The organism is Psychrobacillus psychrodurans (genome assembly GCF_050209195.1).
GTDB classification, from domain to species: Bacteria; Bacillota; Bacilli; order Bacillales_A; family Planococcaceae; genus Psychrobacillus; species Psychrobacillus psychrodurans.
In genome coordinates this window covers 825796-850975 of record NZ_CP189791.1, presented here as the reverse complement: position 1 = coordinate 850975, position 25180 = coordinate 825796, and the positions used below count along the sequence as shown (strand labels likewise).

The window sequence follows — 25180 nt, the reverse complement described above, 5'->3', positions numbered from 1 at the left end:
ATGCTAACCTTAGTTAATACTGAGTTGAAGTGAATTATCAGAGTAGTGTAGAATTGTTTCCTACACAGGGACACATTGTACCCATTCTTTGGTTTCACTTTGAAGTCCAATCCAATCATTTTCCTCAATAAACTTTTTCTTCACAAGAGAACTTCCAGCTCCAACTGCATCTGCTCCGACTTCAAAATAGCTTTTTACAGTCGATAAGTCTATCCCACCAGTACACATAACTGGTATGTGACTAAGGGGACCTTTCACATCTTTGATAAACTGAGGTCCTAACACAGAAGCTGGGAATAGTTTTACCATCTCAGCCCCTGCTTGAATCGCAGAGACCATCTCACTTGGTGTGAATACACCAGGTACAAAGAATATTTTCTGTTCTTGTGCATACTTGGCTACAGCTTCATCAAAATTCGGAGCAACGATGAACTCAGCTCCAGCTGCTATTGCATCTTTCGCTTTTTCCACTGTTAGTACAGTTCCCGCACCTATAGAAATATCGGAACTGTATTTGGTACGTGCTGCATTTATAATATCGGCTGCTCGTTCTGTATCCATTGTAATTTCAATAGAACGTATGCCACCTTCGAGTAAGGCATTTATAATGTAATCACTTTTTTCATAAGGAATCTTCCTTAAGACGGGGATGATCGGAACCTGCGTTAATTGTTCGATTTCCATCAAATCACGTTCCTTTCAAAGATGTTTTTATACTATCTCTCAATCACATTTAATAGTCCTAACTTTGCCTGAACTTCTTCTAGATAGGGAAGCCCTTCGTTATCTCCTGAAACTTGAACGACCATAGATCCTATTGTATTAGCAAATTCTAAAGTTTTTTCAATCGGCCAGTTTTGAAGCACTCCATATAAAAAACCTGCATCAAAGCCATCTCCAGCACCAACTGTATCCACTACTTTTACAACCTTCGGAGCTTTCGAGTGAAACCATTTTCCATCCAATAATACAGAAGCCCCGTTCTCCCCATCCTTCATCACAATTTTTTCACATGAGTAATGGCTAAGTTCTTGTATAATCTCTTCCGTCTTAGTAGTCTGGAAAATCAGTTCTAGCTCTTCCTTTCCTGCCAGTAAATAGTCGACATAAGGTAAATAGGATATGATGGTCTCTCGTGCTTCTTCCTCTGTCCATAAACGAAGACGAATATTTGGATCGAAGGACACTTTAACGCCATTTTCTTTTGCTATTTGTATAGCTTTTAGAATGACATCCCGATTATTTTGATTTATGGCTGGATAAACACCTGTTACGTGCAATATTTTCGAGCTTTTTATGTAACCTACAGGAAGAAGATCAGGTGTGATCGTTTCCGTAGGTGATTTATGACGATAGTAAAAGGTCTTTCCAGTCCCAGATTCTTGTACTTCTTTAAAGTTAAGTGAAGTTGGGTAACCTTCCTCTAAAATCACTTCTCCTACATCTATCCCTTCACCCCGAACAGTATTGACGATGTGTCTTCCAAATTCGTCTTTCCCTAGTCGACTAATCCAACCTGTTTTCAAACCAAGACGAGCGCAGCCGATAAGCACATTTAACTCCGCTCCACCAATTTTCCGTTCAAATTGATTGACGAAACGTAATGGGCCTTTTGAAACCGGATCGAAAGTGATTAGTCCATCTCCGATAGAAATAATATCCATTTACAATCTTCCTCTCCCAAAAACAATCATCATCGACCCATCCAACCGCCATCAACGACTAAGACATGACCGTTGACGTAATTGGAAGCGGATGAACTTAAGAATACTGCGGCTCCAGCGATATCTTCTGGTGCTCCCCATCTACCCGCTGGTATTCGTTCCAATATAGATTTACTTCTTTCTTTATCATTGCGAAGTGCTTCTGTGTTGTTAGTTTCAATATATCCCGGAGCAATTGCATTAACTTGAACTCCTTTGGAAGCCCATTCGTTTGCAAGTGATTTGGTAAGTCCTGCAACTGCATGTTTACTCGCTGTATAGGCAGGAACATTAACTCCGCCTTGGAATGATAACAGCGACGCAATATTTATGATTTTCCCTTCACCCTTTTCTATCATTCTTCTACCTATTTCTTGAGAAAGGATAAAGATAGAATTAATGTTTACATTCATGACTCTCATCCACTCTTGCTCATCGTACTCAGCCGCTGGTTCACGATAAATAACTCCTGCATTGTTGACTAAGATATCTACATGGTGGTCAGCTAGTACAGGTTGTAGCTGTTCTCGAATTGTCTCTACTTTACTTAAATCCATTAAGATCGTTTCATATGTACCTCCAACCTCATCGATTTTTGCTTTTGTTTCCGACAAGTTGTCCTGATGTCCGAGTAATAGTACATGGGCACCTGCTCTAGCTAGCCCTACTGAAATACCTTGCCCAATACCAGTGCGAGCACCAGTCACAAGAGCTGTCTTTCCCGTTAATGAAAAAATATTTTGATGATTAGTCATATCCATTCCAACTCCTTTATTATTATCTCCCTAACCAACCGCCATCAACGGCAATTGTGAATCCGTGTAAATAATCTGATGCATTTGATGATAAAAATACGGCTGTACCAGCGATATCCTCTGCTTTGCCCCATCGTCCTGCCGGTATGCGATCTAGTATTTGTTTATTACGTACTTCATCAGCAACGAGTGCTGTATTCATTTCCGTGTCCATATATCCTGGTGCAATGCAGTTAACATTGACGCCTAATCTTGCCCATTCGTTTGCCAATGATTTAGTAAATTGCATAACCGCACCTTTACTTGCCGCATACGCAGGAACCGTTAAACCACCTTGGAAAGATAATAATGATGCTAGGTTTATAATTTTACCTGATCCTTTTTCAATCATATGCTGTCCAACTTTTTGTGCTAAGAAGAATACTGCATTAGCATTGACATTCATAACGAAATCCCAATCTGCCTTGTCAAAGTCAACTGCTGGGGATCTTCGCTGAACTCCTGCATTATTGATTAGAATATCAATTTTACCCATCTTCCCAATGATTTCTTCCACCAATTCATCAAACTTTTCTATTTGTTGAAGGTCAAATGATATTCCAATCGCTTTCACTCCAACTGCCCTAATACTCTCAAGATATTCTTCATGAATATCCCTGGCAATGACAACGATATTTGCTCCAGCCTGTGCAAGACCTAAAGAAATTGCTTTTCCTATTCCTTTATTTCCTCCTGTTACCACTGCTACTTTTCCTGATAAATCAAATAATGGATTCGTTGTTCTCATCTCCTACATGATCAAATTGATAAAGTACTTTAATCGCTTCAGAAGGTGTCACCAGTAAATCGAAGCCTTCTTTTGCTTTCTCTGGTGGAAACACATGTGTTATCAATTGTTCGAAGTCTAAATTATTCACTAGAATCTGCATCGCAAGGTCAACATCTGTAGGTGTATAGACGCGAACGAACCGAACAGTCAGCTCTTTGAACATCCCTTGAAGCAATTGAAATTCTGCTGGTTTTTTATAAGCCGCAACAATAACAATCTTTCCTTTTACTTTTACTATATCGGTCACTAAATCCAGTACGCTTGGATGTCCTGCACAATCGAATACTATATCTGCACCTAAATTAGACGTAAGTGCTCTCACTTCTCTTTGAATATCATCCTTGATCGGATTAAGTGTATGAAAACCTAACTCTTTTGCCATCTTCAGACGGTCATCGTTTGTTTCAATAACTGTAACTTGTGAAGCTCCGTAATGACGTAACGTCAACGCAACACAAAGTCCAATCGTACCTGCTCCAAAAACCACTGCACGGTCTCCCGCTTGATACCCACCTTGTCGAATCGCATGTACAGCAACTGAAATTGGTTCCACCAACGCTCCAGTTTTTAAGGAAACTTCTTTCGGTAATGGCACAATACAATGATTAGGCACAGCTACATACTCAGCCATTCCACCATCTGAATCAATTCCTACCAATTTTAAGACTTCACAAACGTGAGGATTTCCTGTATTACAAGGATGACATTTTCCACATGACAGCAATGGATTGACTGTCACTTTTTCTCCGACTCCAATTGTCGGATGCTCACTAGCGATGGTTCCTGAAAATTCATGTCCCATGATTAATGGTGATTTTGCACGTGGATGAGTTCCCGCAAATATATTTAGATCGGTTCCACAAATCCCCACGTGGGAAGTTTTTATCAGTGAATAATTTTCCTTTAAATCTGGTTTTGATACCTCCCTAAAAGAGACATCGTTAGGTCCCGTATAGACAATAGCTTTCAACTTACTTCCCCCACTTCGTTAGTAAACATAAATCGGCCATACCGATAACGAATTATCGAAATGACCGATTTACCTTGACTAATGATTTATCATTATCGGCCTTACTTCACTAATCCAAAAAGCTCAGGGATAAAAAGTGAAATAGAAGGAATGTATGTAACAATTAGCAATATAACAACTGTTACTACAAAGAACGGTATCAATGGTTTAATGATACTTTCTATCTTCAAGTTAGCGACCTTGGCTCCAACAAATAACACTGGCCCTACTGGTGGTGTGATAGTTCCAATGGACAAGTTAAATATAAGCATAATTCCAAAATGAACTGGATCCACACCAAAGCTCACAGCAATCGGTAAAAAGATAGGTGTGAAAATTAATACAGCTGGAGTTGGATCCATAAACGTCCCAACAATTAACAAGACTAAGTTCATAATCAATAGAATAATATAAATGTTGTCTGTCAAAGCTAGTAATGTATCAGCTATTATGCCAGGTATATTGGTAAAAGCCATTACCCATGACATGATGGAAGATACGCCGATTAAAAAGATTACAATCGATGTTGTTCGAGTAGAATCTAACAGAATCCTCGGTAAATCCTTTACCTTAATTGTCTTATAGACAAAGGAAAGTAATAACGAATACACAACTGCAATTGCAGAACCTTCTGTTGCAGTGAAGACACCATAAATAATTCCACCGATTACGATAATAATTAAGAACAAACTTGGAATTGCATCCAGAAATACACGCAATGCTACACGTAATGACACTCTTTCATCACTTTTATAGCCACGTTTTTTAGCCATAAAGTAAGCAACAATCATGCAACCAAGACCCCACATGATTCCTGGAATATATCCAGCCATAAATAATGCAGCTATTGATGTGCCTCCACTTACCAAGGAGTAAACAATTAACGTATTACTAGGTGGGATAAGCATACCAGTTGGTGCAGATGCGATGTTTACTGCTGCATTGAAGTTTCTGTCATATCCTTCTTTTGCTTGCAAAGGGCCCATCGTACTTCCTACAGCAGCTGCAGCTGCAACTGCTGAACCACTGATTGATCCAAACATCATATTGGCTACAATATTCGTATGCGCTAGAGAGCCAGGTAATCTACCACTTAATACTTTCGCACAATTTATTAGTCTTAACGCTATACCGCCGTTGTTCATGATGACTCCAGCCAGTACAAAGAATGGTATTGCTAGTAGCGTAAATGAATTGGTACCAGCAAACATTCTTTGCGCTGATGTCAAAAGAGAGTTGTCAAAATCCATAATAGAAATCATCGCTAAGACAGAAGCAATCCCCAAACTAACAGCAATTGGAGCACCGATGATCAATAAAAATGCTACACAGATCAATAGAATAAGCGCGGCTTGCAAAGCTACATCCATTTTACATTCCTCCTTGCAAGTCGCTCTTAGCTTTTGGTGTTGTTGACAGATCAATTTCTTCTAAAGATTTTTTCTTTGTTACAATCAAGTAAATACTATTTATACAATAGTAAACAATAAATATTCCGCTTAAAGGAATGGCTGCATATAAATAGCCAACGGGAATATGTAGCGTAGCATTCATTTGATTCCAAGCAAGGCTAGTAGCACTATATCCGCCCATAATAAGAACTAATACAGCAAATACAATTACTACTAACTCGATAAATACTTCCACTCCCATTCTCATCTTGTCTGGAAACTTTTCGCGGACAAAATCGATTGCCATATGACCATTTTCTCCAAAGACAAATGCAGAACCAAACAAAGTTAGCCATACAAAACAATATTTCGCCAATTCCTCTGAGAAAACACTTGGGCTATTAAATACAAATCGGGTCACGACTTGCCATGTGACAAGTAACACTAGAAAACTAAATAGTGTTATACAAACAACCGCTAATATTTTGTCTAAAACTTTTTTTACTGTATTCATAAAATCACTCCGACCTATTTAGCAGCTTCTCTTACTTTGTCGTAAAGAGCTTTTGCACCTTCAGATGATAATTTCTCTTCTAGTAACGGTTGCACTGCATCTTGGAATACCTTAATATCTGGCTTATTGAACTCTGCACCATCTGCTTCAGCGTCCGTAATCGCTTTCTCTACTTCCGTATCCCAAAGATTAACAGCATTATCAACCGCTTTCGCAAATCCTTCTTCAAATATCTTTCTATGCTCTTCTGACATTCCTTTTAATAGATCATTATTTATTATTAAATAGTCGGGAATCATCAAATGCTGTGTATAAGAGTAGTATTTAGCAATTTCACTATGCTTTAAGTTAGCATAGATTAACTCATTATTTTCTCCACCCTCAAGTACTCCTGATTGTAGAGCAGTATAAACTTCCCCTTGACCCATCGGTGTACCGACGCCACCCATTTTTTCCATCATTTTAATATTTGTATCACTGTCAATGATTCGTACTTTAAGTCCTTTTAAATCTTCTGGTGTTTCAATCGGCTGAACATTGTTGTATACATTACGGATACCTCCGTGGAATGCACCAACTACAGACATCCCTTGGTCTTCAACAGAACTATATAGATTCCCTATGATATCTGAATTGTTAAATACGGATAATTGATGATCTTTTGAATCGAATACATATGGTAGATTGAATACAACGAATTCATCGTTAAAGTTTTCCATTAAACTACCTGCTACAATGGACATCGAAATTGTTCCTGATTGAACAAGTTCAATTGTTTCGCGTTGGGCACCCAACAATTCATTTGGATACATTTTAATTTCATAGGCACCGTTTGTTTTTTCTTTTAACTCTTCACCGAACTGCTCCATTGCTTTATATTGTGGATGAGTATCTGGTTGATTGAAAGCAACCTTCAACACTTGTGTTTTCTGTGATTCACCATTTACTGCCACAGTTTCGTCTTCACTACAACCAGTTAAAAATGCCGCCATTGTGAAAGCGATTCCAAAACCTACTATAGCTTTTAATCTTTTTTTCATTCTCTACACCCCTCATTTTCAAGTTATATTATTTATTGGATAATGCACTTGTTCCCCTTGTAAAAACCTAACCGCTTCTTCAGCAACTTTTCTTTTTAACTCTTTAGCTGACTCCTCGGAATACCACCCCATATGCGGTGTGCAATATAAATTCTCATGTCTTAGCAGAGGTGAGTCCAAAGGAATCGGTTCAATCTCCGAAACATCCAGTGCAGCACCTGCTATCCATCCTTCTGTTAACGCCTTGTCTAGAGCATTTTCATTGATAATCCCACCACGAGATACATTTATTAAATAAGAAGAACGTTTCATCTTTTGTAATTCTTCTTCTCCTATTAAGTGGTACGCTGAGTCAAGTGGGCAATGGATAGACACAATATCAGATTCTTTTAATAGAGTTTCTAAATCTACAAATTGAACAAATTTAGGTGCACGGTTTACTCTTTCTTCCGTCATCTTGGGATCATAAGCTATAACTTGACTATTTAGCGCATGCACGCGATTGGCGAAAGCAGTGCCTATTCGCCCGATCCCTATTATTCCAACCTTCCGCTCTGAATGGCGATAAACAGGAATACTCTTTTGGTAATCCCAAACTCCTTGTTTGACCAGTGAACTCATTTGGGATACTTTACGGGTTAGCGTAAGTAGACAAGCCAGCGCGTGATCTGCTACTTCTTGTGTGCCATAGTCTGGTACATTACAAACCTGCACACCATACTTAGTAGCAGCTTGGACGTCTACATTGTTTACACCTACACCGTATCGGATGACGAGTTTTAAATTCGGACTATTTGCCAGAACGTTCTCCGTAATAGGCGCGTACTGGTTGATCCAAACAGAAGCATCATAGCATTGTTCAATCAAATCCTGTTCCGTCTTACATTGTTTCTTTTGGAACTTAATGGCGCTCTTACTTAGAATCTCTGTCTCAATTTCAATGTCGTAATGATCACAATCTGTAATAATCACAGCGTTATTAGCCACAATTCCACCTCAATTTTTATAAACTAAAAATGGTTATCTAATTTCTTTCATATCAACGAAATCCATATCGTCAAAATCCTGATTTTCCCCACACATTCCCCAAATGAATGTATAGTTGCTAGTACCAATTCCTGAATGGATAGACCAGCTTGGTGATAGAACTGCCTGTTCATTTGCCATTACAATGTGACGCGTTTCAGTAGGTTGCCCCATAAGATGAAAGACTCTCGTATCTTCTTGCATATTAAAATACAAATAGACTTCCATTCGTCTTTCATGAGTGTGGCATGGCATAGTGTTCCAACCACTTCCCTCTTCCAAAACGGTCATCCCCATACTTAGTTGACAAGTTTCCAGTACGTCTGGATGGATGAATTGATAGATTGTCCGCTTATTCATCGATTTAATATCACCTAATGGTCTTGCAATAGCTTGGTCCTGGCTAACTTTTACTGTCGGATACTTTTTATGGGCAGGACATGAGTTTATGTAGAACTTAGCTGGACTGTTCGGGTCATTTGACTGAAAGATTACTTCTTTCGTCCCTCGACCAATATAAATACCTTCTTTACTATTAAGTTCTATTTTCTCTCCGTCTAACATAATAACGCCGTCTCCACCAATATTAATAACACCCATTTCACGTCTCTCTAAGAAATAAGATGCCGCAAGCTCTTTTTCAGCACTTAGTGTAAGCGCTTTCTCTTTAGGCATAGCTCCACCGTAAATAATACGATCTACATGACTGTAAGTTAGTTCAATAGAGTCTTCCAAAAATACAGATTCCATTAAAAATTGATCTCTTAGCTTATCAGTTGTATAACCTTTTACATCTTCTGGATGATGCGAGTACATTATTTTCACTTCAAACACTCCTCCAAATAATATTGTTCCACCTAGTGGAACGCTATTCCATAATTAATCATAATATACTTTCAGAATACTTACAATACATATTTTATAAATATCTAAATTTTTTATCATTTACGGTCCTGTCATTTACAAATCATTTTTAATATCTTAAGATTGAAAAAAGAACGCTGCTTCAAATAGATATAATTTAGGGGTGCAATTCATGACAAATGTACAATCGCTAGAAAGAGCATTAATGTTATTGAACACAATATCTGAGTATCCAGATGGAATACAGATTGCTCGTCTCTCAGAAAAAGTAGGGCTATCTAAAAGTACTATTCATCGTTTACTTTCTACGCTCCTAAATCTGAATTATGTAGCTAAGGTAGAGGAAACTGATAAATATAAACTAGGTTATCAAGTTGTTTATCTATCACGAAATATGATAAATAATTTAGATATCATTAATATTTCTAAGATTCACCTAGAGCATCTCTCTAATAACGTAAATGAAACAGTCCATCTATGTATTGAAGATAATGGAGAAGTACTTTATATAGATAAAATTGAAAGCAATCAGACCATACGCATGTTTTCTCGCATCGGTCACAGATCTCCTATGTATTGTACTGGGGTAGGAAAAATACTACTGTCTGGAATGTCAGAGGATAAATACAATAAAATTGCTCAAAATACTATTTATACTTCTAAAACAGCTAAAACTATCCAATCTAAACAAGAACTAGATGAAGAGATAAAACTTGTTAAAAAACATGGATATGCTTTAGACAATATAGAAAATGAAGAAGGAATTCGCTGTATTGCTGCGCCCATTAGGGATTTCCAAGGTCGTATTATTGCAAGCTTCAGCATATCTGGACCAACCAGTAGAATGACGATGGAGCGCGTAAATGATGAACTGATTGATAAGGTGAAAGAAACAGCATTGAATATCTCCCAACAATATGGCTATCGCCCAGGAGTATAGTTATTTTTTTATGCCAAGATATAAGCACTATGATATAAATTTAAATAGATAGAACAAAATAGTTTAACATGCAAAAAGTGGCTGAAATATGATTTCAGCCACTTTTTAATTTTTCGATTTAAAATAAAAATAAGGAGAGAATTGTTTCCTACACAGGGGCACACAAAAATAAATAGAAGTCCTTCCATCGACAATAGGATGAAAGGACTTCTATTTAGGTTATTGTTTTTCAGGACACATTCTATTGTATATCTACAACTTCCAATGCTGGAGGGTCGACTGGTGTCGTAATGATTGGTTTAGGAGTTACGAGCGCTAATTTTTTCTTTGAAGGTGTTTCGTATTTTACTTTCGTTGTGTTCTTTTGAACGAAACTGCCTCCACCAACACCGTATAACCCGTTATGTTGACCTTTGTAGCTGTACACCCGGTATTCATCGCCTTTTTTCAGTATACGAACAGTCGACAATGTACCATTACTTTCCACTTTTACGAGTGGTGTATCTGCTAGAATTGTCACTTTCCCGATTTGCCCTAACTTAAGCTCTGTTTTTCCCCACATTACTTTCGTTGCAGCTAGTGTGTCTGTTGGGATTGCCATAAAAAGTCCAAATATTAATAAAATCGATAGTGTTTTTTTTGTTAGCTTTATAATCATGAATATCTCCTCCAATTTTCGATAATTGATTTCAACTACTATTGTAATAGATATTTTATAATTATGTTATCAATTTCTAAAATAATCCAAAACGTCATAGAACTTTAGTACATAAACTGGTAGTATGGTAGGGTGAAAGATTGTAATAAAGGAGGAAGTTTAATTGGTACAAAAACACCATTCAAACAAGAATATTATCATTAGTTTTCTTATGCTATTAATGATGTTGATACTACCAGCATGGGTAGCTGCCGCTCCAACTGATGAAGCTACAAACATAAGTACTAACAAAATCTGGACTATTACTTTTAATAAGGCAGTAGATCCTACTAGCGTTAATCTCAACTCAGTTTATGTTTTGGATCAATTTGGTGTTAAGAAAAATGGTACAATTACCGTTTCACCAGATCAGAAGAGTGTAACAATTGCGCCACCCGTGGAAGGTTATAATTTTTCCAATACGTATACATTACATATTACGAATAGCATTAAAGATGAAAGTGGTAAACCACTGTCATCAAACAAACAAAAGAAATTTACCATTGAAACTCCCGGTACATATGATATTGTGAATATCGCTTCCGATGGAACAACAAGTTTTGTTAAGTCATATGATTCATACGAAAATGCTTTAACTAACTTGAAATCTAGCCAAGGAATCCAATATAAGGATTCGCTTGTTAAGATTCCAAGTGGAATGGTGGTAACTAGAGCTCACGCCTCCAATGTATTAACGAATATATATTCGGACAAACAGCTTACTAAACCAGTTACATATGTCATTTCAAATACGGAACTACCGTATATAAGTTCCTCTGATACTTACGTGGAAGTTAATGTGGCCGGTAAAAACATGTTTATAAGTCAAGAAAATAGTAAATTAATTCCCCAGAATGCTTTAACAGGAAGATCCTATTATTCCGTTTCAAATAGTGAGCTAGTTCATTCGATTTATTCGACTAGTAGTAAAACCTACTCTTCTTATCAAATCGGAGCTGCTCCTGATTTCATGACAGCTGGTCAAAAATATTATAGTGTTGATGGTACACATTTTACAAACACATCGGGACAAGAAATCGGGACAAGCTATCCCTATTTCAAATACCTATCCGCACGGAGTAAAACAACCTATACAGCTGAAGAAATTGATGCGTATATAAGTGCTATGCTTCTAAAACTAGAAAGTGATTATCCAAATAATGTGCTATATCAACAAGCTTCTCAAAAAAGTAAACTCATTGGGCTTGGTTCTTATCTTAAACAAATTGAAGAAACACAACATATCAATGCATTATTTATCCTAGCATTGGCACAACATGAGAGTGCCTATGGATTAAGTAATAGAGCACAACAATACAATAACTTATTTGGGTTATATGTATCCGATAACAATCCACTTGCTAAGTATTTCCCAACAGTCGAATCCAATATTGATGAATTAATTAATGCCTTTATAAATAAAAACTATCTTCCACCAAACGCTGGTTACGCAAACGGTGCTGTTTTTGGTAATAAAGCAATTGGTATCAATATGAAATATGCATCTGATCCATACTGGGGAGCAAAGGCAGCTGGTCATATGTATCGCATCGATCAGATGATGGGCGGTAAAGATTCAATTACAAAATACAAGCTTGGAATTACGAATACAACAGGTTTAAACGTTCGAACTGGACCTGGAACGGAATATACAGCTGCGTATAGATATACAAAAGCCGGAATGCCAATCACTATTTTAGATGACAATCTACCAGAAGCTGATTGGATCAAAATTCTGTCGGATTCTGCGGATTATAAGGAGCTATTTATCCATCGTAACTATGTTCAGGAAATTTCGGTTAAATAACATAGATTCCACATATTCAAAAATGCCCCTGTGTAAGATACAATTCTGAATTGTATCTTACACAGGGAACAAAAAAACAGCCCGCTCCTCTTAAATATAGAGGAGTGGGTTTTTCGCACAACTATCAGAATTGTTTGCTACACAGGGACCGTTTTAGGCAGGAACAGGGACCACAGTTTCAGAGCCTGGAATAATAGATTTGAAACTTGCTTCTGAAACATTTACATTTACCGTTAGTTCGTGTTTACCGTATTTAACGGTAATCGTAGTGCTTCCAGCTTTTTTCGCTCTGATTAAACCACTGTTCACTGAAACTATTGCTTTATCCCCTGGAGTATATTTTGCAGCTGCTGTTACATCTCTTTCAGTTATTTGACCATCTGGAGTTGTTGTTACTTCTTTAATTGCCACGCGTATCTCTTTTCCAGCTTCTAACTCGATTTGTGTGTTATCTGCCACTAGTGTTACTTCTGGTGCTGCAACTGTTACATTTACAGTTAAATTGTTTTCACCATAGCTAATATTGATCGTTGTAGCTCCGGCATTTTTTGCTCTGATTAAACCATTCGTTACAGAGACCACCGAATTATCTGCTGCTTTATATTTTGCAGATGAAGTCACGTTTCTTTCAGATGTTTTGCCATCTGCTGTTATTGTTATTTCCTTAATAGTTAGTTGTGCTTCTTTTCCAGGTTCCAATTCAATTTGAGAAATGTCTGTAAATAAAGTTACTTCGGGTTTTGTAACCGTTACGTTTATAGTTATTTCATTTTTACCATATTTCGCAGTGATTGTTGTACTTCCTGCATTTTTTGCTCTTACTAATCCATTCGTTACAGTAGCCACTGCTTTATCTGCCACTGTATAGGTCGCAGCTGTTGTTACATTTCTTTCGGTTGTTTTTCCATCTGCTGTTGTTGTTACTTCTGTAATTTTAAGTTGGGATTCTTTTCCTGATTCCAAACTAATATCTGGTTTGTTGGCGGTAAGTGTTACTTCTGGTTCTGACACTGTGACATTAATAGTAACTTCATTTTTGCCATATTTAGCAATAATTGTTGTGCTACCTACACCTTTTGCTGTTACTAAACCTTTGTTGACTGTAGCTACTTTATTATTTCCAGATTTGTATGTTGCCAGACTCGTTATATCGGACTGTTTTGTTTTTTCATCTGCTGAAGTGATTACCTCTTTAATTGTTAGTTGTGCTTCTTTTCCTGGTTCCAAATTAATTTCTGTTTTGTTTGCAATCAAAGTCACTACTGGCTCTGTAACTGTCACACTTATAGTTACTTCTTGTTTACCATACTTAGCTGTGATTGTAGTTTCCCCTGCTTTTATTGCTGTTACTAAACCATTGCTCGCAGTAGCAATTTTACCATTCGCTACTTTATACGTTGCAGCCTTTGTTACGTCTACTTGCTTTGTTTTTCCATCAGCTGTTGTTGTTACTTCCATGATTTTTAGCTGAGACTCTTTTCCTGGCTCCAAATCAATTTGTGTTTTATTCGCAGTTAGTGTCATTCCTGGTTCTGTTACCGTTGCATTTACTGTTAGCTCATTTTTTCCATATTTAACTGTAATAACTGTACTTCCTGCATTTTTAGCTGTTACTAATCCATTTTTCACTGAAACTACTTTATTGTCTGCTACTGAATACTTGGCAGCACTTGTTACGTCTGTCTTTTTCGTTTTTCCATCTGCTGTTGTTGTTACCTCTGTTATTTTCAGTTGCGTTTCTTTTCCTTTTTGCAAATCAACTTGTGTTTTGTTAGCCGTTAAAGTTACCTCTGGTTCTGTTACCGTCACATTTACTGTTAGCTCATTTTTACCGTATTTAATAGTAATTGCTGTACTACCTGCATTTTTAGCTATTACTAAACCGTCTTTTACGCTAGCCACTTTATTATCAACGACTTTGTAAGTTGCAGCTTTTGTCACGTCTTTTCGTTTTGTTTTTCCATCTGCTGTTGTTGTTACTTCTGTAATTTTCAGTTGTGCTTCTTCTTTTGGTTCCAAATCAATTTGTGTTTTGTTAGCAGTTAAAGTTACTCCTGGTACAATAACTACTGGATCTTTTACAGTCACATTTACTGTCACTTCATTTTTACCATGAGTAATAGTAATTGTAGTAGAACCTTTTCCTACCGCAGTTACTAATCCATTTACAACTTTTGCAATACTTTCATCTGCTACAGAATATGTAGCTTCTGAAGTTACATCTTTATTAGTTGCATCACCTTCTACAGGTGTAGATGTTTCTGTTACAGTAAGTTGAGACGTTTCTCCAGCTGTTAAGTCTAGCTTAGTTGGATTAACAGAAAGTGATAGAACTGGTTCTGGTACTTCCGTTTCTTTTTCGTAAATTAATGCTTCGCCAACATTTCCTGCCGCATCATTAATAATTACTTTCACTGAATCTGTGTCAGTTGTTACTGGGAATGTAAAGCTACCGTCTTCATTCAAATTAAATGAAACCGCTGCTTTTGCTACTCCATTTTCAGTGGCAATATACGAAGCTTTTAATTTGTCATTTAAGTTGTATTCTAAACCGTATAAATATAATTCTTCATTGTAATCGATATATTTGTCTGTAATTTTCCCCGTCGCTATGCCTTCCGTTACTGCTCCAGTCACTACTGGTTTTGTAGTTTTTACTACAATCGGACCCACATAGTCTTGGACAACTCCTGAAGCTGCAAGTCCAGTGAAGTCAATTGTGTATAGGCCGTCTGGTATTGTTGTTGCAGGTGCAGTCCCCCATGGTTTGTACTGTCCAGCAACGTTCAGGTTATATGATCCTTTTGCAAGTGAAGTTCCTGAATGTAAGTAGCCGATGTAGCCGTCACCATATTCGCCACCTTCTGGATTCATGATGTCCCAAAGTTCAATATAATTTGTTGTTACGTCGCCAGTTAATGTAAACGAAAGAACTGCAGAATCTTGAATTCCGTCTCCATTAAATGATAAATCTGTTTTTGTGATCTGGTAGTTTTTGATTTCAGTTGCTGTTACTCCACCAAAGTCAGCCGCAAATGGCAAGGAAACTTCTGAAGACCCACCGTTAATGTTGATATATCCAAGTATTTCAGAACCGTTTGGTGCAGTTGCTTTAGATGCAGTCAATGTAACTTTTAACACTTGCTCTCCAGCAAGATTGAATGTCGGTTTGTCTATCGTCACTTTTGCATCACCAAAGGATTTTGTTACATCCACTGAGACGTTATAGTTTCCACCTTTACCAGCAATATCTTTCACTAAAATTTCTTTTGTTACTGATATATTACCTTCTTTAAGTGATTGTGGACCGAAAGTAACTGTCCCTTTTAAGTTTTCTACAACTGCTCCAGTACCATCTAACACTGCAGTATCTACTCCATAAGCAAGTATTTCTGGATATGCTGCTGCATATGCATTCACACGCCCTGCACCTTGAGCAAATACATCATACTTCGTTGTATCCAAGATTTTAGCAGTATTAGAAAGGGCTACTTTCACATCGAAAGCATTCCAATCAGGATTTGCTTGTTTTACAAGAGCAGCAATACCTGCGATATGTGGTGTTGCCATTGAAGTTCCTGTTTTACGATCATATGCTTCACCGTAAACAGCATCAGGGAAATCTGTTTTGTACATTGGAATTGTGGACATAATATTTGTTCCAGGTGCACTTACATCTGGTTTAATATCAAAGTTTGGTGTAGAAGGTCCACGTGAACTGGAGTCATTTACCTCATCTCCAACAGTATTCGTAGAAGCGAATTTACCAAAGCTAACCTTTCCTGTTCCCCCTGCCAATGCAGCGCGGATTGCCTCGCCATCAGTCAAAGACATATCATAAGTTGGAAGGAAGGCAAAAGAATCCCCCAGGAATGTTCCAGAAGCATTTGGTGTATTCGATCCGGTTGCAGAGTTATGAATAATCGTAGCAACTGCTCCATTTGCCTTTGCATTCGCAATTTTATCGACAAACGCGATATTTCCACGAGCAATCAATGCCACTTTACCCTCCACATCAATTCCTTCAAAGTCTTTTACTTCCCCAAGGCCAGGTACTGCGACTAGGTCAAACTCACCTTGAAGTTGTGTAGCTAAATCTTTTCCAAAAGTTGTACCCATTAATTGTAGTTGTTTTGTTAAGTTGTAATCTCCAACCGTAACTTTTACTTCTCCATTGTGCATCGTTTCCGGATTTGTAGTGTTACCAACCCCAATCCCTAAACGTGCTGTAGCGGGAGTACCCATTGTGCCGCGGTTAGGACCATCATTACCTGTTGCGACAACTCCGATAGTACCAGCAATCATTGCATTATTTATAGCAAATGATCCTGCATCCGTTTCGGAGTTTGCTCCACCACCAAGTGAAAGGTTGATAACGTCCATTTTTTCAATAACAGCGGTATCTATTGCTTTCACAATACCTGAAGTTGATCCACTGCCATATGCTCCAAGTACACGATAAGCATAAAGGTCTACTTTAGGTGCAATCCCTTTAATGCCATATTCGTTTGCTCCGATTGCGGCAATTGTGCCGGCAACATGGGTACCATGAGAAGTGTAGAACGCACTTCCATTTGCATTAAATTCAGGTGTTCCTGCTGGACGTTCTGAAGGTAATGTTTCAGATGCATCATTATCTGCACGTGTTTTTGTATAAGTGGATGAATTTGGAATGAAGTTCTTTCCACCTTTGTAAATGCCGGCGAATTCAGGGTGATCAGCATCAATACCTGTATCAAGTACCGCTACTTTAATGCCTTGCCCTTCGATTCCTTCACTCCAAAGCTTTTCAATACCTAAGAATGAAATACTTGTGTTCATCTTAGCATCTACTTTAGGATCTTTTTTAATCACAGATGACTTTGTTGGTTTTGTTTTTTGTGGTTCCTCTGACGCGTAAACAATTGTGTCTGGTTCCACTAATGTTACTCCTTGAACAGTAAGTAGTTTTGGAATGTCACTCGCTTTAACCGTTGCTGCGAAGCCATTCAACACTGTGTCAAAGGTATATCCTTGTTTAATAGCAATATTTTTTGTTGTTAATTCTTTTATGACTAGTGTTTGTTGTGCTTTTACTTTTGTTCTCACTTGGCTTTCTTGTGTGGTCGAGAAAGCTCTTCCTTTTAATTCGCTTATTCCTTTTTCAAGAGCTACTGGTTTTTCAGATAAATGTATAATTACTGCAACCTCTTGGTTACCAGATTGGTCTTGTAAATCTTTGTGTAGCTTTGGCCCACCATCTATTAAATTTAATTGTTCCGCGACAGCTGATTTTAACTGCATCGTACTCTTGCTTGGTGTGTTCTGCTTGAATGGCTTTACACCTGAGTTTGCAGAAGCAGTCATTGCAGGACTGAGCATCGTTAAGATCATAGCTAGTACCATAAAGGTACTAAAAAATTTAATTAAAAACTTTTTCTTCAATATAATTCCCCCTTTTCCCAACCTAATTTACTTTACGAAACTATAAGTTTGGCTCCTTACCGCTAATGCTTTTTTATGAAAATCGCTTCCTTCCTATGAATAGTTACTTATAAAGTAATTTTCATGATGTAATATCATTTCTACTATATGTGCTAGTCCTGGTGGCTATGACATGTCCCTATTAAAAAGGTCCCTGTGTAAAATACAATTCGGAATTGTATCTTACACAGGGACCAAAAAAGAAAAATCCCCTCTAACATAGTTAGAGAGGATTGGGATTAGTTTCTAGAATAGAATTGTATGGTGCACAGGGACCAATCAGTTACTTTGCAGATATTTCAAAAAAACAGGGATCAAAAAATTCTAAAATATACGGTTTCCAGAAGCATCAAACCATAAAGGTCCTACCGAATCATTATAATCAAAATCCGTTCCCTGTATACCTCTACCGAAGTAGTGGATAGTCACAATTAATTCTCCATTCGAATTGGTAACGCCAATTGGGGTATCAACTATAGCAGGTATTCCTGCAGTTGTTTGCGGCATCGTATATGTTATTAAAGCTACTCCATCACTGCTTATTTCAACTTTTTCATTGACTTTGTGATTATTATTCACAGCATTTAATTTTAGACCAAAATGATAACCTTCAATTACATTTCCATATTGATCTTTTGCAGATAGTTTGTATACAGGTGTTCCGCCGACGTTTATTATACCACCAATATGTTGGACACTAGATTTGATATTACTGAATTCTCCTGCATTTACTATTTGATTAACAGTAGATTCCTCATATCCATCGGCAACTATAGTAATTGTTTTGATACCTTTGGACTTAATTACACCTTGATTGATCGTCAAAATATTTACACCTATACTATATTGATCACTTGTTAGTGAAATGTTATCAACCATTACCTCTACTATTTTTGATTTCCAAGCAGCGTTATCTGGAATAGTAATTTCTAATTTATTGTCTACATTGTTACTACTCAAGTCTGCTATTAATGTTTTAGATTTTCCATCCACTACCTGATCAATTGCTGCTTTTGCATCATTTAGTGCTAGGACAACTTCTGCTTCTGTCATTGCGGAATTGATTATGCTCGTCCACGTTGTTTTTATAGATAAAATAGTATCCCAGTTCGCTGTACTATAGTTATCTTTTTCAGTTGTTTTAAAGTCTGTTAAATTTTCAATTGCTTGGGCTTTGGCTGTAACAAGTGCTTCTTGTTCACTAGTTTGAACTTGGGTAATCGCCGCTTTTGCATCATTTAGGGCCTGCGTAACTTCGTCAATTGTCATTGCGGAATTGATTGTGCTCGTCCACGTTGTTTTTATAGATAAAATAGTATCCCAGTTCGCTGTACTATAGTTATCTTTTTCAGTTGTTTTAAAATCTGTTAAATTTTCAATTGCTTGGGCTTTGGCTGTAACAAGTGCTTCTTGTTCACTAGTTTGAACTTGGGTAATCGCCGCTTTCGCATCCTTTAGGGCCTGCGTAACTTCATCTACTGTCGTTGCGGAATTGATTGTGCTTGTCCACATTGTTTTTAAAGATAAAATAGTTTCCCAGTTCGCTGTACTATAGTCATCTTGATCTGTTACTTTATATGTCGTTAATTCTGTTTTGGCATTTTCTTTTGCAGTAGTCAACGCTTCTTGGCTACTTGTTTGGATTGCATCGATTGCTGCTTTTGCGTCACTTAGTGCATTTTCAACATCAGTTGGCGATGTTGCAGAATGTATTGTGCTTGTCCACGTTGTTTTTAAAGATAAAATAGTGGACCAGTTTGTTAGACTATAATCTTCTTTATTTGTGTCTTTATATTTTCCTAGCTCAACAATAGCATTACTTTTTGCTATACGTAATTTTCTTTCAGCAGAACTTTCTTTAGGTTCGTCGTCACCATTGCTCATCGAAGGATTGTTAGGAACTACAGGTGATGGTGTTGGTTGAGCAGAAAAAAGTGCTTCTGCCTCTTGTACTTCTTTTGATAACAGATTCGAATAGTTTGTATCTCCATTGTTGGTTGTTTTCGCAACTAGGGTTAGAACTTCATCCATTACCTTTTTGGCTTCTTCTTTTTTTCCTTCATTCCATAATCTTAGAACATCATTGTTTTTCATGAAGATCGTTACAGGGATTCGCAGTTCGTCCCGTTTTGCATCAGAGGGCTTTTTATATTTTTCTAACAATAGATCGCGTGGTGCTTTTCCTGTGAAGCGATACAAAATCGATGTCCGAGAATCTAGTTGGTATGAAAGCTTATGGTACGCTTGCTCTACACCGTCTAAATCCCCTGTAGCATGGGCATCTAACATTTCTTTTAAAATCGGATCCAAATATTTCACAGCATAATTGTATGCGTCAATATAAGGTATTACACCTTTGATAATTTTTTCATCATACAATGAATCTAATTCTTTTATTTTATCTTTCTTTACTTTTGTTGAAAGATTTGATTTTTGTATTTGCTGTTTTACTTCTTTATAATGCTTTTTCACATTATTGAGTACTGGATATAGGTCTTTACTTGGCTCTAAAACACTTTTAAGTGCAGGATTTACATAATGGAGTGGAGCATTTTTCATCTCAAATTTCACGGCATCTATCGATTGCTGGATAGATATCTCTTTACCATACGTAATTGAAGTACCAGAGAAGATGGATGATGCAAGCAGGGTTGCTGCAACAGTTTTTTTCATTATTTTTTTGTTCATTACTGGATGTCCTTCCTTTTTGGGTCCCTGTGTAAGATACTATTCTGAATTGTATCTTACACAGGGACAAAATATTACTACTAGTCTTTTTATAGTAGTTCGATAAGTTTATTTTAGCACTTTAGTCTATACATTTTCTGAACATTACTGACAAAATAAGACAAAAAATCCACCTATCTTATAAAAGTTAGGTGGCTTATGTTATATTTATATATTTTTTATCAAATTAACTAGTTTTTCCTGTGGCTTTATCCCTAAATGATTCCATAGATTAGATTTATATCTATTATAGGTTTCAATTGCTGCTCGATGTTCTCCTTGTTGGATGTGAAATTGAACTTGTAATACTGTAAATCTTTCTTCCCAAGGATCCATTTCTGCCAGTTTGTCTATAGCTTCTTTTAATACTCTATCTTTTTTTGCGTCCATATTCATGATAAATTTATCTAAAAACTTTATAACCTTTTTTTGCAATTGTTCACGCTCTTCTACCGCCCAGTCATAGTATTCTTCTGCTAAGTAATGATTCTTATATAAATCAATGAGGTGCTTGACATCTTCTACTTTGGTTTGTGTTTTGTTTAAGATTATTTTTATGTCCTGCACATCGCTATTTAACTCTATTGCAAATGAATAACGTTCATCATCATACTTTATTGAGTCATGATACCCGTGATTTTTTAGTTCCTTTCTTAAATGATAAACACTTGTGTGTAACGCTACCGATGCTTTGTCTAATGTGCGGTCTGGCCATAGCTCTTCCATGATTTTTTCTCTGTGTACAGATTTGTTTTGGTGAATGAGATAAGCACAGAACTCTTTTACCTTTTTGGTTCTCCACTTGATTGGTTCCTTTAGCTGGTCAAGTAATCGAAAGCCTCCAAGAAAATTTGCTTGGAGTAATGGCACCTGCGGGGATGGAAGTTCCGACTGCAATCTACGCTGTTGGATTCGTTGTACTGTTTTTTCTAAACGCCCTTTTTCAATCGGCTTTAGAATATAGTCCACAGCATGAACATTAAAGGCTTGCAACGCATATTCATCATATGCCGTGACAAAAACGATTTCAGTTTGGGCGGACAATGATTCAATTTTTTGAGCTAATTTTATCCCATTCATCTCTTTCATCTCAATATCGAGAAATAAAATATCGGGCTTTTGTGTAGACAAATTTTCCAATCCTTCAAATGGGTTGGAAAATTTCCCTACGATTTCAATTCCCCCAATTTCTTTCAGCATCGCCTCTAATAATTCTATGGCTAAAATTTCGTCATCAACCAATATCACTTTTAACATTTAACATCCCTCCTTTTCACTTTGTATATGTGGAAATCTTAACTCCACTAGGGTTCCTTTATTTTCTTCGCTGCTTATATGAATAGAGGCATCTTCATAATATTTTAGTCGCTTTACTATATTTTGAAGGCCAACGCCTCTGCTATTATTCTTTTCTATGTTCCAAATCTGTTGTAATTGGTCCTCAGACATTCCTGACCCATTATCCGTTATTCGAAAAACTACCATTTCTTTTTCTCTATTAACTGTGAGTTTCACAGTTCCTTGATCTTCCTTCATTTTCAGGCCATGGATTATTGCATTCTCCACGAGAGGCTGCAGGAGTAATGGAGGAATCAAACATTGAAGCGATTCCTCCACTTGTACTTTCCACACTAATTTCTCTGGAAATCTCGTACGTTGAATATTCACATAAGATTGAATTAGGGAAAGTTCCTTCTCCAAGGGCACCAGGCTATGGGTATTTTCAAAGGAAAAGCTACCCCTCATGAAGTTTGCAAAATCAGTAATCATGACACGTGCTTTATCCAAATCTATATAACTAAGTGAAAGTATCGAGTTTAATACATTAAAAATAAAGTGTGGTTTTATTTGTGCTTGTAAAAATGCCACTTCCATCTTCACTGCGTTTTCGGATGATTCCTTCATTGATAGTAAGTTTCTAATTCTGGTCTTTAGCTCTGATGTATCTAATGGTTTGTGTAGAAAATCATTGGCACCAGACTGGAATGCCGCTATCATATCTTCTGGTCTAACTGCAGCGGTAAGCATTAGAACAGGTAGCTCTGAAACTAGATACGACTTCCTCAATTGCTGGCATACTTCATACCCTGAAAGTTTTGGCATCATAATGTCTAATATAACGAGGTCAACATCAGGATGCTTTTTAATCTGCTCCAACACTTCTTGCCCATTATCCACGGCGATGATGAAATAATTCTCAGTAACTAGTGTGTCTATGAGTACTTTCAAATTTACATGATCGTCATCAGCAATAATTACTTTCTTTCTTCCCTTATTTTCTATAACTGTAGGCATAGGTAGAGAAAAAGGATGTTGCATTGTCTCGTTGTGAGTAGCTTTAGGTAACGTAACGGAAAAGGTAGTTCCTTTATTAACTTTCGAATCTACAGTAATCGTTCCTCCTTGAATATGGACGAGTTCTTTCGTAACACTTAAACCTAGTCCCGTACCTTCACTTGAATTGCTGTATTGGCGGAACGGCTCGAATATAAATCTTAAGTGCTCTGGAGCAATTCCAATACCAGTATCAATAACTTCTATAACTATATTTCCTTCTAGTTCATAGCAACTAATTTCGGCTTTTCCTCTAATAGTATATTTAACTGCATTATCAATTAAATTATATAGGATTTGACGAAGCCTTTCCTCATCTGCCAACACAAATTGGCCTCGCTGAATATGATTAACGACCCTTACATCTTTGTCTATCATGTACGAAAATGTTTCCACTACAACATGTGTAATCGCAAATAAATCCACTGAGGTAATATTGACACGTAAATCTCCTTCTTTTAGTTTCGAAAAATCCAATATATCATTTACTAGGTTCGATAAGCGCTTAGCAATGCCCACTATTAAACCCATTTTTTCTTCTTGATCTTCCGATAAAACAGATTTCCTATCCTCTAACATGGATTCAGAAATTGCTATAATTCCATGTAAAGGGGTTCGAAATTCATGAGAAGTCTTTGCAAGAAATTCATCCTTCAGCTTATCTACACGTAGAAGGGCTTTGGATAACTCTTCTTTCTTTAAGAAGGAATCCATGAAACGATTGGAAATATAAAGTGAAAGCATCGTCAAACAAATAAAAGGAAGTAAGGGTGGTATTGAATTAATGGCGTAGTTTGTTGTAACATTTAACGTCCCGACAGTGAAATATATAAAAATAGTGAAGGTACTAAAAAGTAAATAAGAGGCACCCACAGCTCTTTTGGATATTGCTATAACTTGTAAATAAATTACATACGTTAAAATTAGAAATATATAAAGAGAATAGTATATTTGAAGACCCGAGTTTATCTTTACTGGTAGCAGGGCTGAAACTGTTAGTAAGATACCTAGTATATATAAGAATTTTATAATACTGTTATTCGCGAATGGTTTTAAAGATATGGTAAAAAAGCCGAACATAAACAAACCTATCCAAATACTAGATACCGATTGGATCCTTTCAAACAATTCATAGGGTGTCGAAGGTAACATCGCCAAAAAAACCTTCTCACCATGAGAGACGGCATATAACACATTGGCAAAGCAGAATAATGAAAAGAAAAGCTGCCCTAGCCCAACTCTTGCATGTAAATAAGAACCTAAAAAGTATATGAACATAGCAGAGAAAGCCGCTATAGTTATCCAATCATAAGCAAGGGAATTTTCACGAAGTTTTCCAATACTTTCTTGATCTCCTATAAAAATAGAACCTAATATCCCACCACCAGATGCATAATCAAAATTCGCCACATGCACAATCATTTCTATCTCCTCCCTACTCGGAGAAAAATAAGAAACATATGGAATATTATGAGCTATATAGTCAGAGTCTTCTGCCGGAATTCCACTTTTACCCATTAGTTTTCCATCCATATAAATGGCATTCGACATACGAATATTAGTAGTTTTTATAGCTAAAATTTCTTGAGAATCATTTATTAAAATTTTTAATCGATAGGTACCACTTGTATATTTGGGTACCTTTTTTCCCTCTAGGTCGTACTCCGTCCAAAGAGATGGGACTTGTACAAGATGGGATCGCTGCTCATCAAATTCTTGAGCATCTAGCAACTTGTTAGGAATAAACTCCCATTGTCCATTCATTTCTATTGGTTTTGATTCGCTAATATTATAATTACGCAAATCTAAAACGCCATTTTCTGCTTTTGGTGATATTGGTTTTTCATTCACTAAAATGGAACTCAATGCAAATGCACTTAAAATTAGTATCCCAATAATAGTGCAGATTTTTATATAGTTTTTTTTCATATTTATTACCTTATTCGTAATTATTTCTAAATCTCATTATTAGATAGATTGATTGTAATTGGTAGAACTGGTTTGTTCAATATTTTTTTGAGTTTATACCCAAACATTGCAGACTGTCAAACATCACTTTTAGGCGGAAGGAGTATTCGGTG

17 protein-coding genes are annotated in these 25180 nt (G+C 36.8%); 2 read left to right on the top strand and 15 right to left on the bottom strand.

Annotated elements, in window-relative coordinates; genetic code table 11:
• Positions 1–60: 60 nt before the first annotated feature.
• From ACQCPR_RS04035 to kduI, 10 genes are all read right to left on the bottom strand, one after another.
• Complete coding sequence (locus ACQCPR_RS04035; RefSeq protein ID WP_427138258.1) at positions 61–684, bottom strand: bifunctional 4-hydroxy-2-oxoglutarate aldolase/2-dehydro-3-deoxy-phosphogluconate aldolase; 624 nt, start codon at positions 682–684, stop codon at positions 61–63.
• Positions 685–716: 32 nt separating this feature from the next.
• Positions 717–1664: a sugar kinase gene (locus ACQCPR_RS04030; protein WP_427138257.1), complete on the bottom strand. Its 948-nt coding sequence runs from the start codon at positions 1662–1664 to the stop codon at positions 717–719.
• 29 nt (positions 1665–1693) lie between these two features.
• Complete coding sequence (kduD, locus tag ACQCPR_RS04025) at positions 1694–2458, bottom strand: 2-dehydro-3-deoxy-D-gluconate 5-dehydrogenase KduD (RefSeq protein ID WP_427138256.1); 765 nt, start codon at positions 2456–2458, stop codon at positions 1694–1696.
• Between the two features lie 22 nt (positions 2459–2480).
• Complete coding sequence (kduD, locus tag ACQCPR_RS04020; protein ID WP_427138255.1) at positions 2481–3245, bottom strand: 2-dehydro-3-deoxy-D-gluconate 5-dehydrogenase KduD; 765 nt, start codon at positions 3243–3245, stop codon at positions 2481–2483.
• On the bottom strand, positions 3220–4257 hold the full coding sequence (locus tag ACQCPR_RS04015; RefSeq protein WP_427138254.1) for a zinc-dependent alcohol dehydrogenase: 1038 nt from the start codon (positions 4255–4257) through the stop codon (positions 3220–3222). Before ACQCPR_RS04015 ends, kduD (ACQCPR_RS04020) begins: the two co-directional genes overlap by 26 nt.
• 101 nt (positions 4258–4358) lie before the next feature.
• Entirely contained in the window at positions 4359–5666 is a 1308-nt protein-coding gene (locus tag ACQCPR_RS04010; protein WP_241595287.1) for a TRAP transporter large permease, read from the bottom strand.
• Between the two features lies 1 nt (position 5667).
• The gene (locus tag ACQCPR_RS04005; RefSeq protein WP_427138253.1) at positions 5668–6201 is read right to left on the bottom strand and encodes a TRAP transporter small permease; all 534 of its coding nucleotides are present in this window, start codon (positions 6199–6201) and stop codon (positions 5668–5670) included.
• Between the two features lie 14 nt (positions 6202–6215).
• On the bottom strand, positions 6216–7241 hold the full coding sequence (locus tag ACQCPR_RS04000) for a TRAP transporter substrate-binding protein (protein WP_427138252.1): 1026 nt from the start codon (positions 7239–7241) through the stop codon (positions 6216–6218).
• A gap of 18 nt (positions 7242–7259) precedes the next feature.
• Positions 7260–8228 (bottom strand): C-terminal binding protein, encoded by a 969-nt coding sequence (locus ACQCPR_RS03995; protein WP_427138251.1) that lies wholly within the window; start codon positions 8226–8228, stop codon positions 7260–7262.
• A gap of 33 nt (positions 8229–8261) precedes the next feature.
• Positions 8262–9092 (bottom strand): 5-dehydro-4-deoxy-D-glucuronate isomerase, encoded by an 831-nt coding sequence (kduI, locus tag ACQCPR_RS03990; protein WP_427138250.1) that lies wholly within the window; start codon positions 9090–9092, stop codon positions 8262–8264.
• Positions 9093–9303: 211 nt separating this feature from the next.
• Here kduI and ACQCPR_RS03985 point away from each other — a divergent pair, with 211 nt between their 5' ends.
• On the top strand, positions 9304–10071 hold the full coding sequence (locus tag ACQCPR_RS03985) for an IclR family transcriptional regulator (protein ID WP_427138249.1): 768 nt from the start codon (positions 9304–9306) through the stop codon (positions 10069–10071).
• A gap of 241 nt (positions 10072–10312) precedes the next feature.
• On the opposite strand, the gene ACQCPR_RS03980 is transcribed toward ACQCPR_RS03985, so the two are convergent.
• Positions 10313–10729: a hypothetical protein gene (locus ACQCPR_RS03980; RefSeq protein WP_427138248.1), complete on the bottom strand. Its 417-nt coding sequence runs from the start codon at positions 10727–10729 to the stop codon at positions 10313–10315.
• 163 nt (positions 10730–10892) lie between these two features.
• Here ACQCPR_RS03980 and ACQCPR_RS03975 point away from each other — a divergent pair, with 163 nt between their 5' ends.
• Positions 10893–12575 carry an Ig-like domain-containing protein gene (locus ACQCPR_RS03975; RefSeq protein ID WP_427138247.1) on the top strand — a complete coding sequence of 561 codons (1683 nt, stop codon included), beginning with the start codon at positions 10893–10895 and terminating at the stop codon, positions 12573–12575.
• Positions 12576–12728: 153 nt separating this feature from the next.
• Here ACQCPR_RS03975 and ACQCPR_RS03970 read toward each other — a convergent pair whose 3' ends face one another.
• From ACQCPR_RS03970 to ACQCPR_RS03955, 4 genes are all read right to left on the bottom strand, one after another.
• Positions 12729–17999 (bottom strand): S8 family serine peptidase, encoded by a 5271-nt coding sequence (locus ACQCPR_RS03970; protein WP_427138246.1) that lies wholly within the window; start codon positions 17997–17999, stop codon positions 12729–12731.
• Positions 18000–18362: 363 nt separating this feature from the next.
• Positions 18363–20726 carry a hemoblobin-interacting domain-containing protein gene (locus tag ACQCPR_RS03965; RefSeq protein ID WP_427138245.1) on the bottom strand — a complete coding sequence of 788 codons (2364 nt, stop codon included), beginning with the start codon at positions 20724–20726 and terminating at the stop codon, positions 18363–18365.
• Positions 20727–20933: 207 nt separating this feature from the next.
• A complete protein-coding gene (locus ACQCPR_RS03960) occupies positions 20934–22022 on the bottom strand; it encodes a response regulator (protein ID WP_427138244.1) in 1089 nt (362 codons plus the stop codon).
• Positions 22023–25028: an ATP-binding protein gene (locus ACQCPR_RS03955; RefSeq protein WP_427138243.1), complete on the bottom strand. Its 3006-nt coding sequence runs from the start codon at positions 25026–25028 to the stop codon at positions 22023–22025.
• Positions 25029–25180 lie beyond the last annotated feature (152 nt).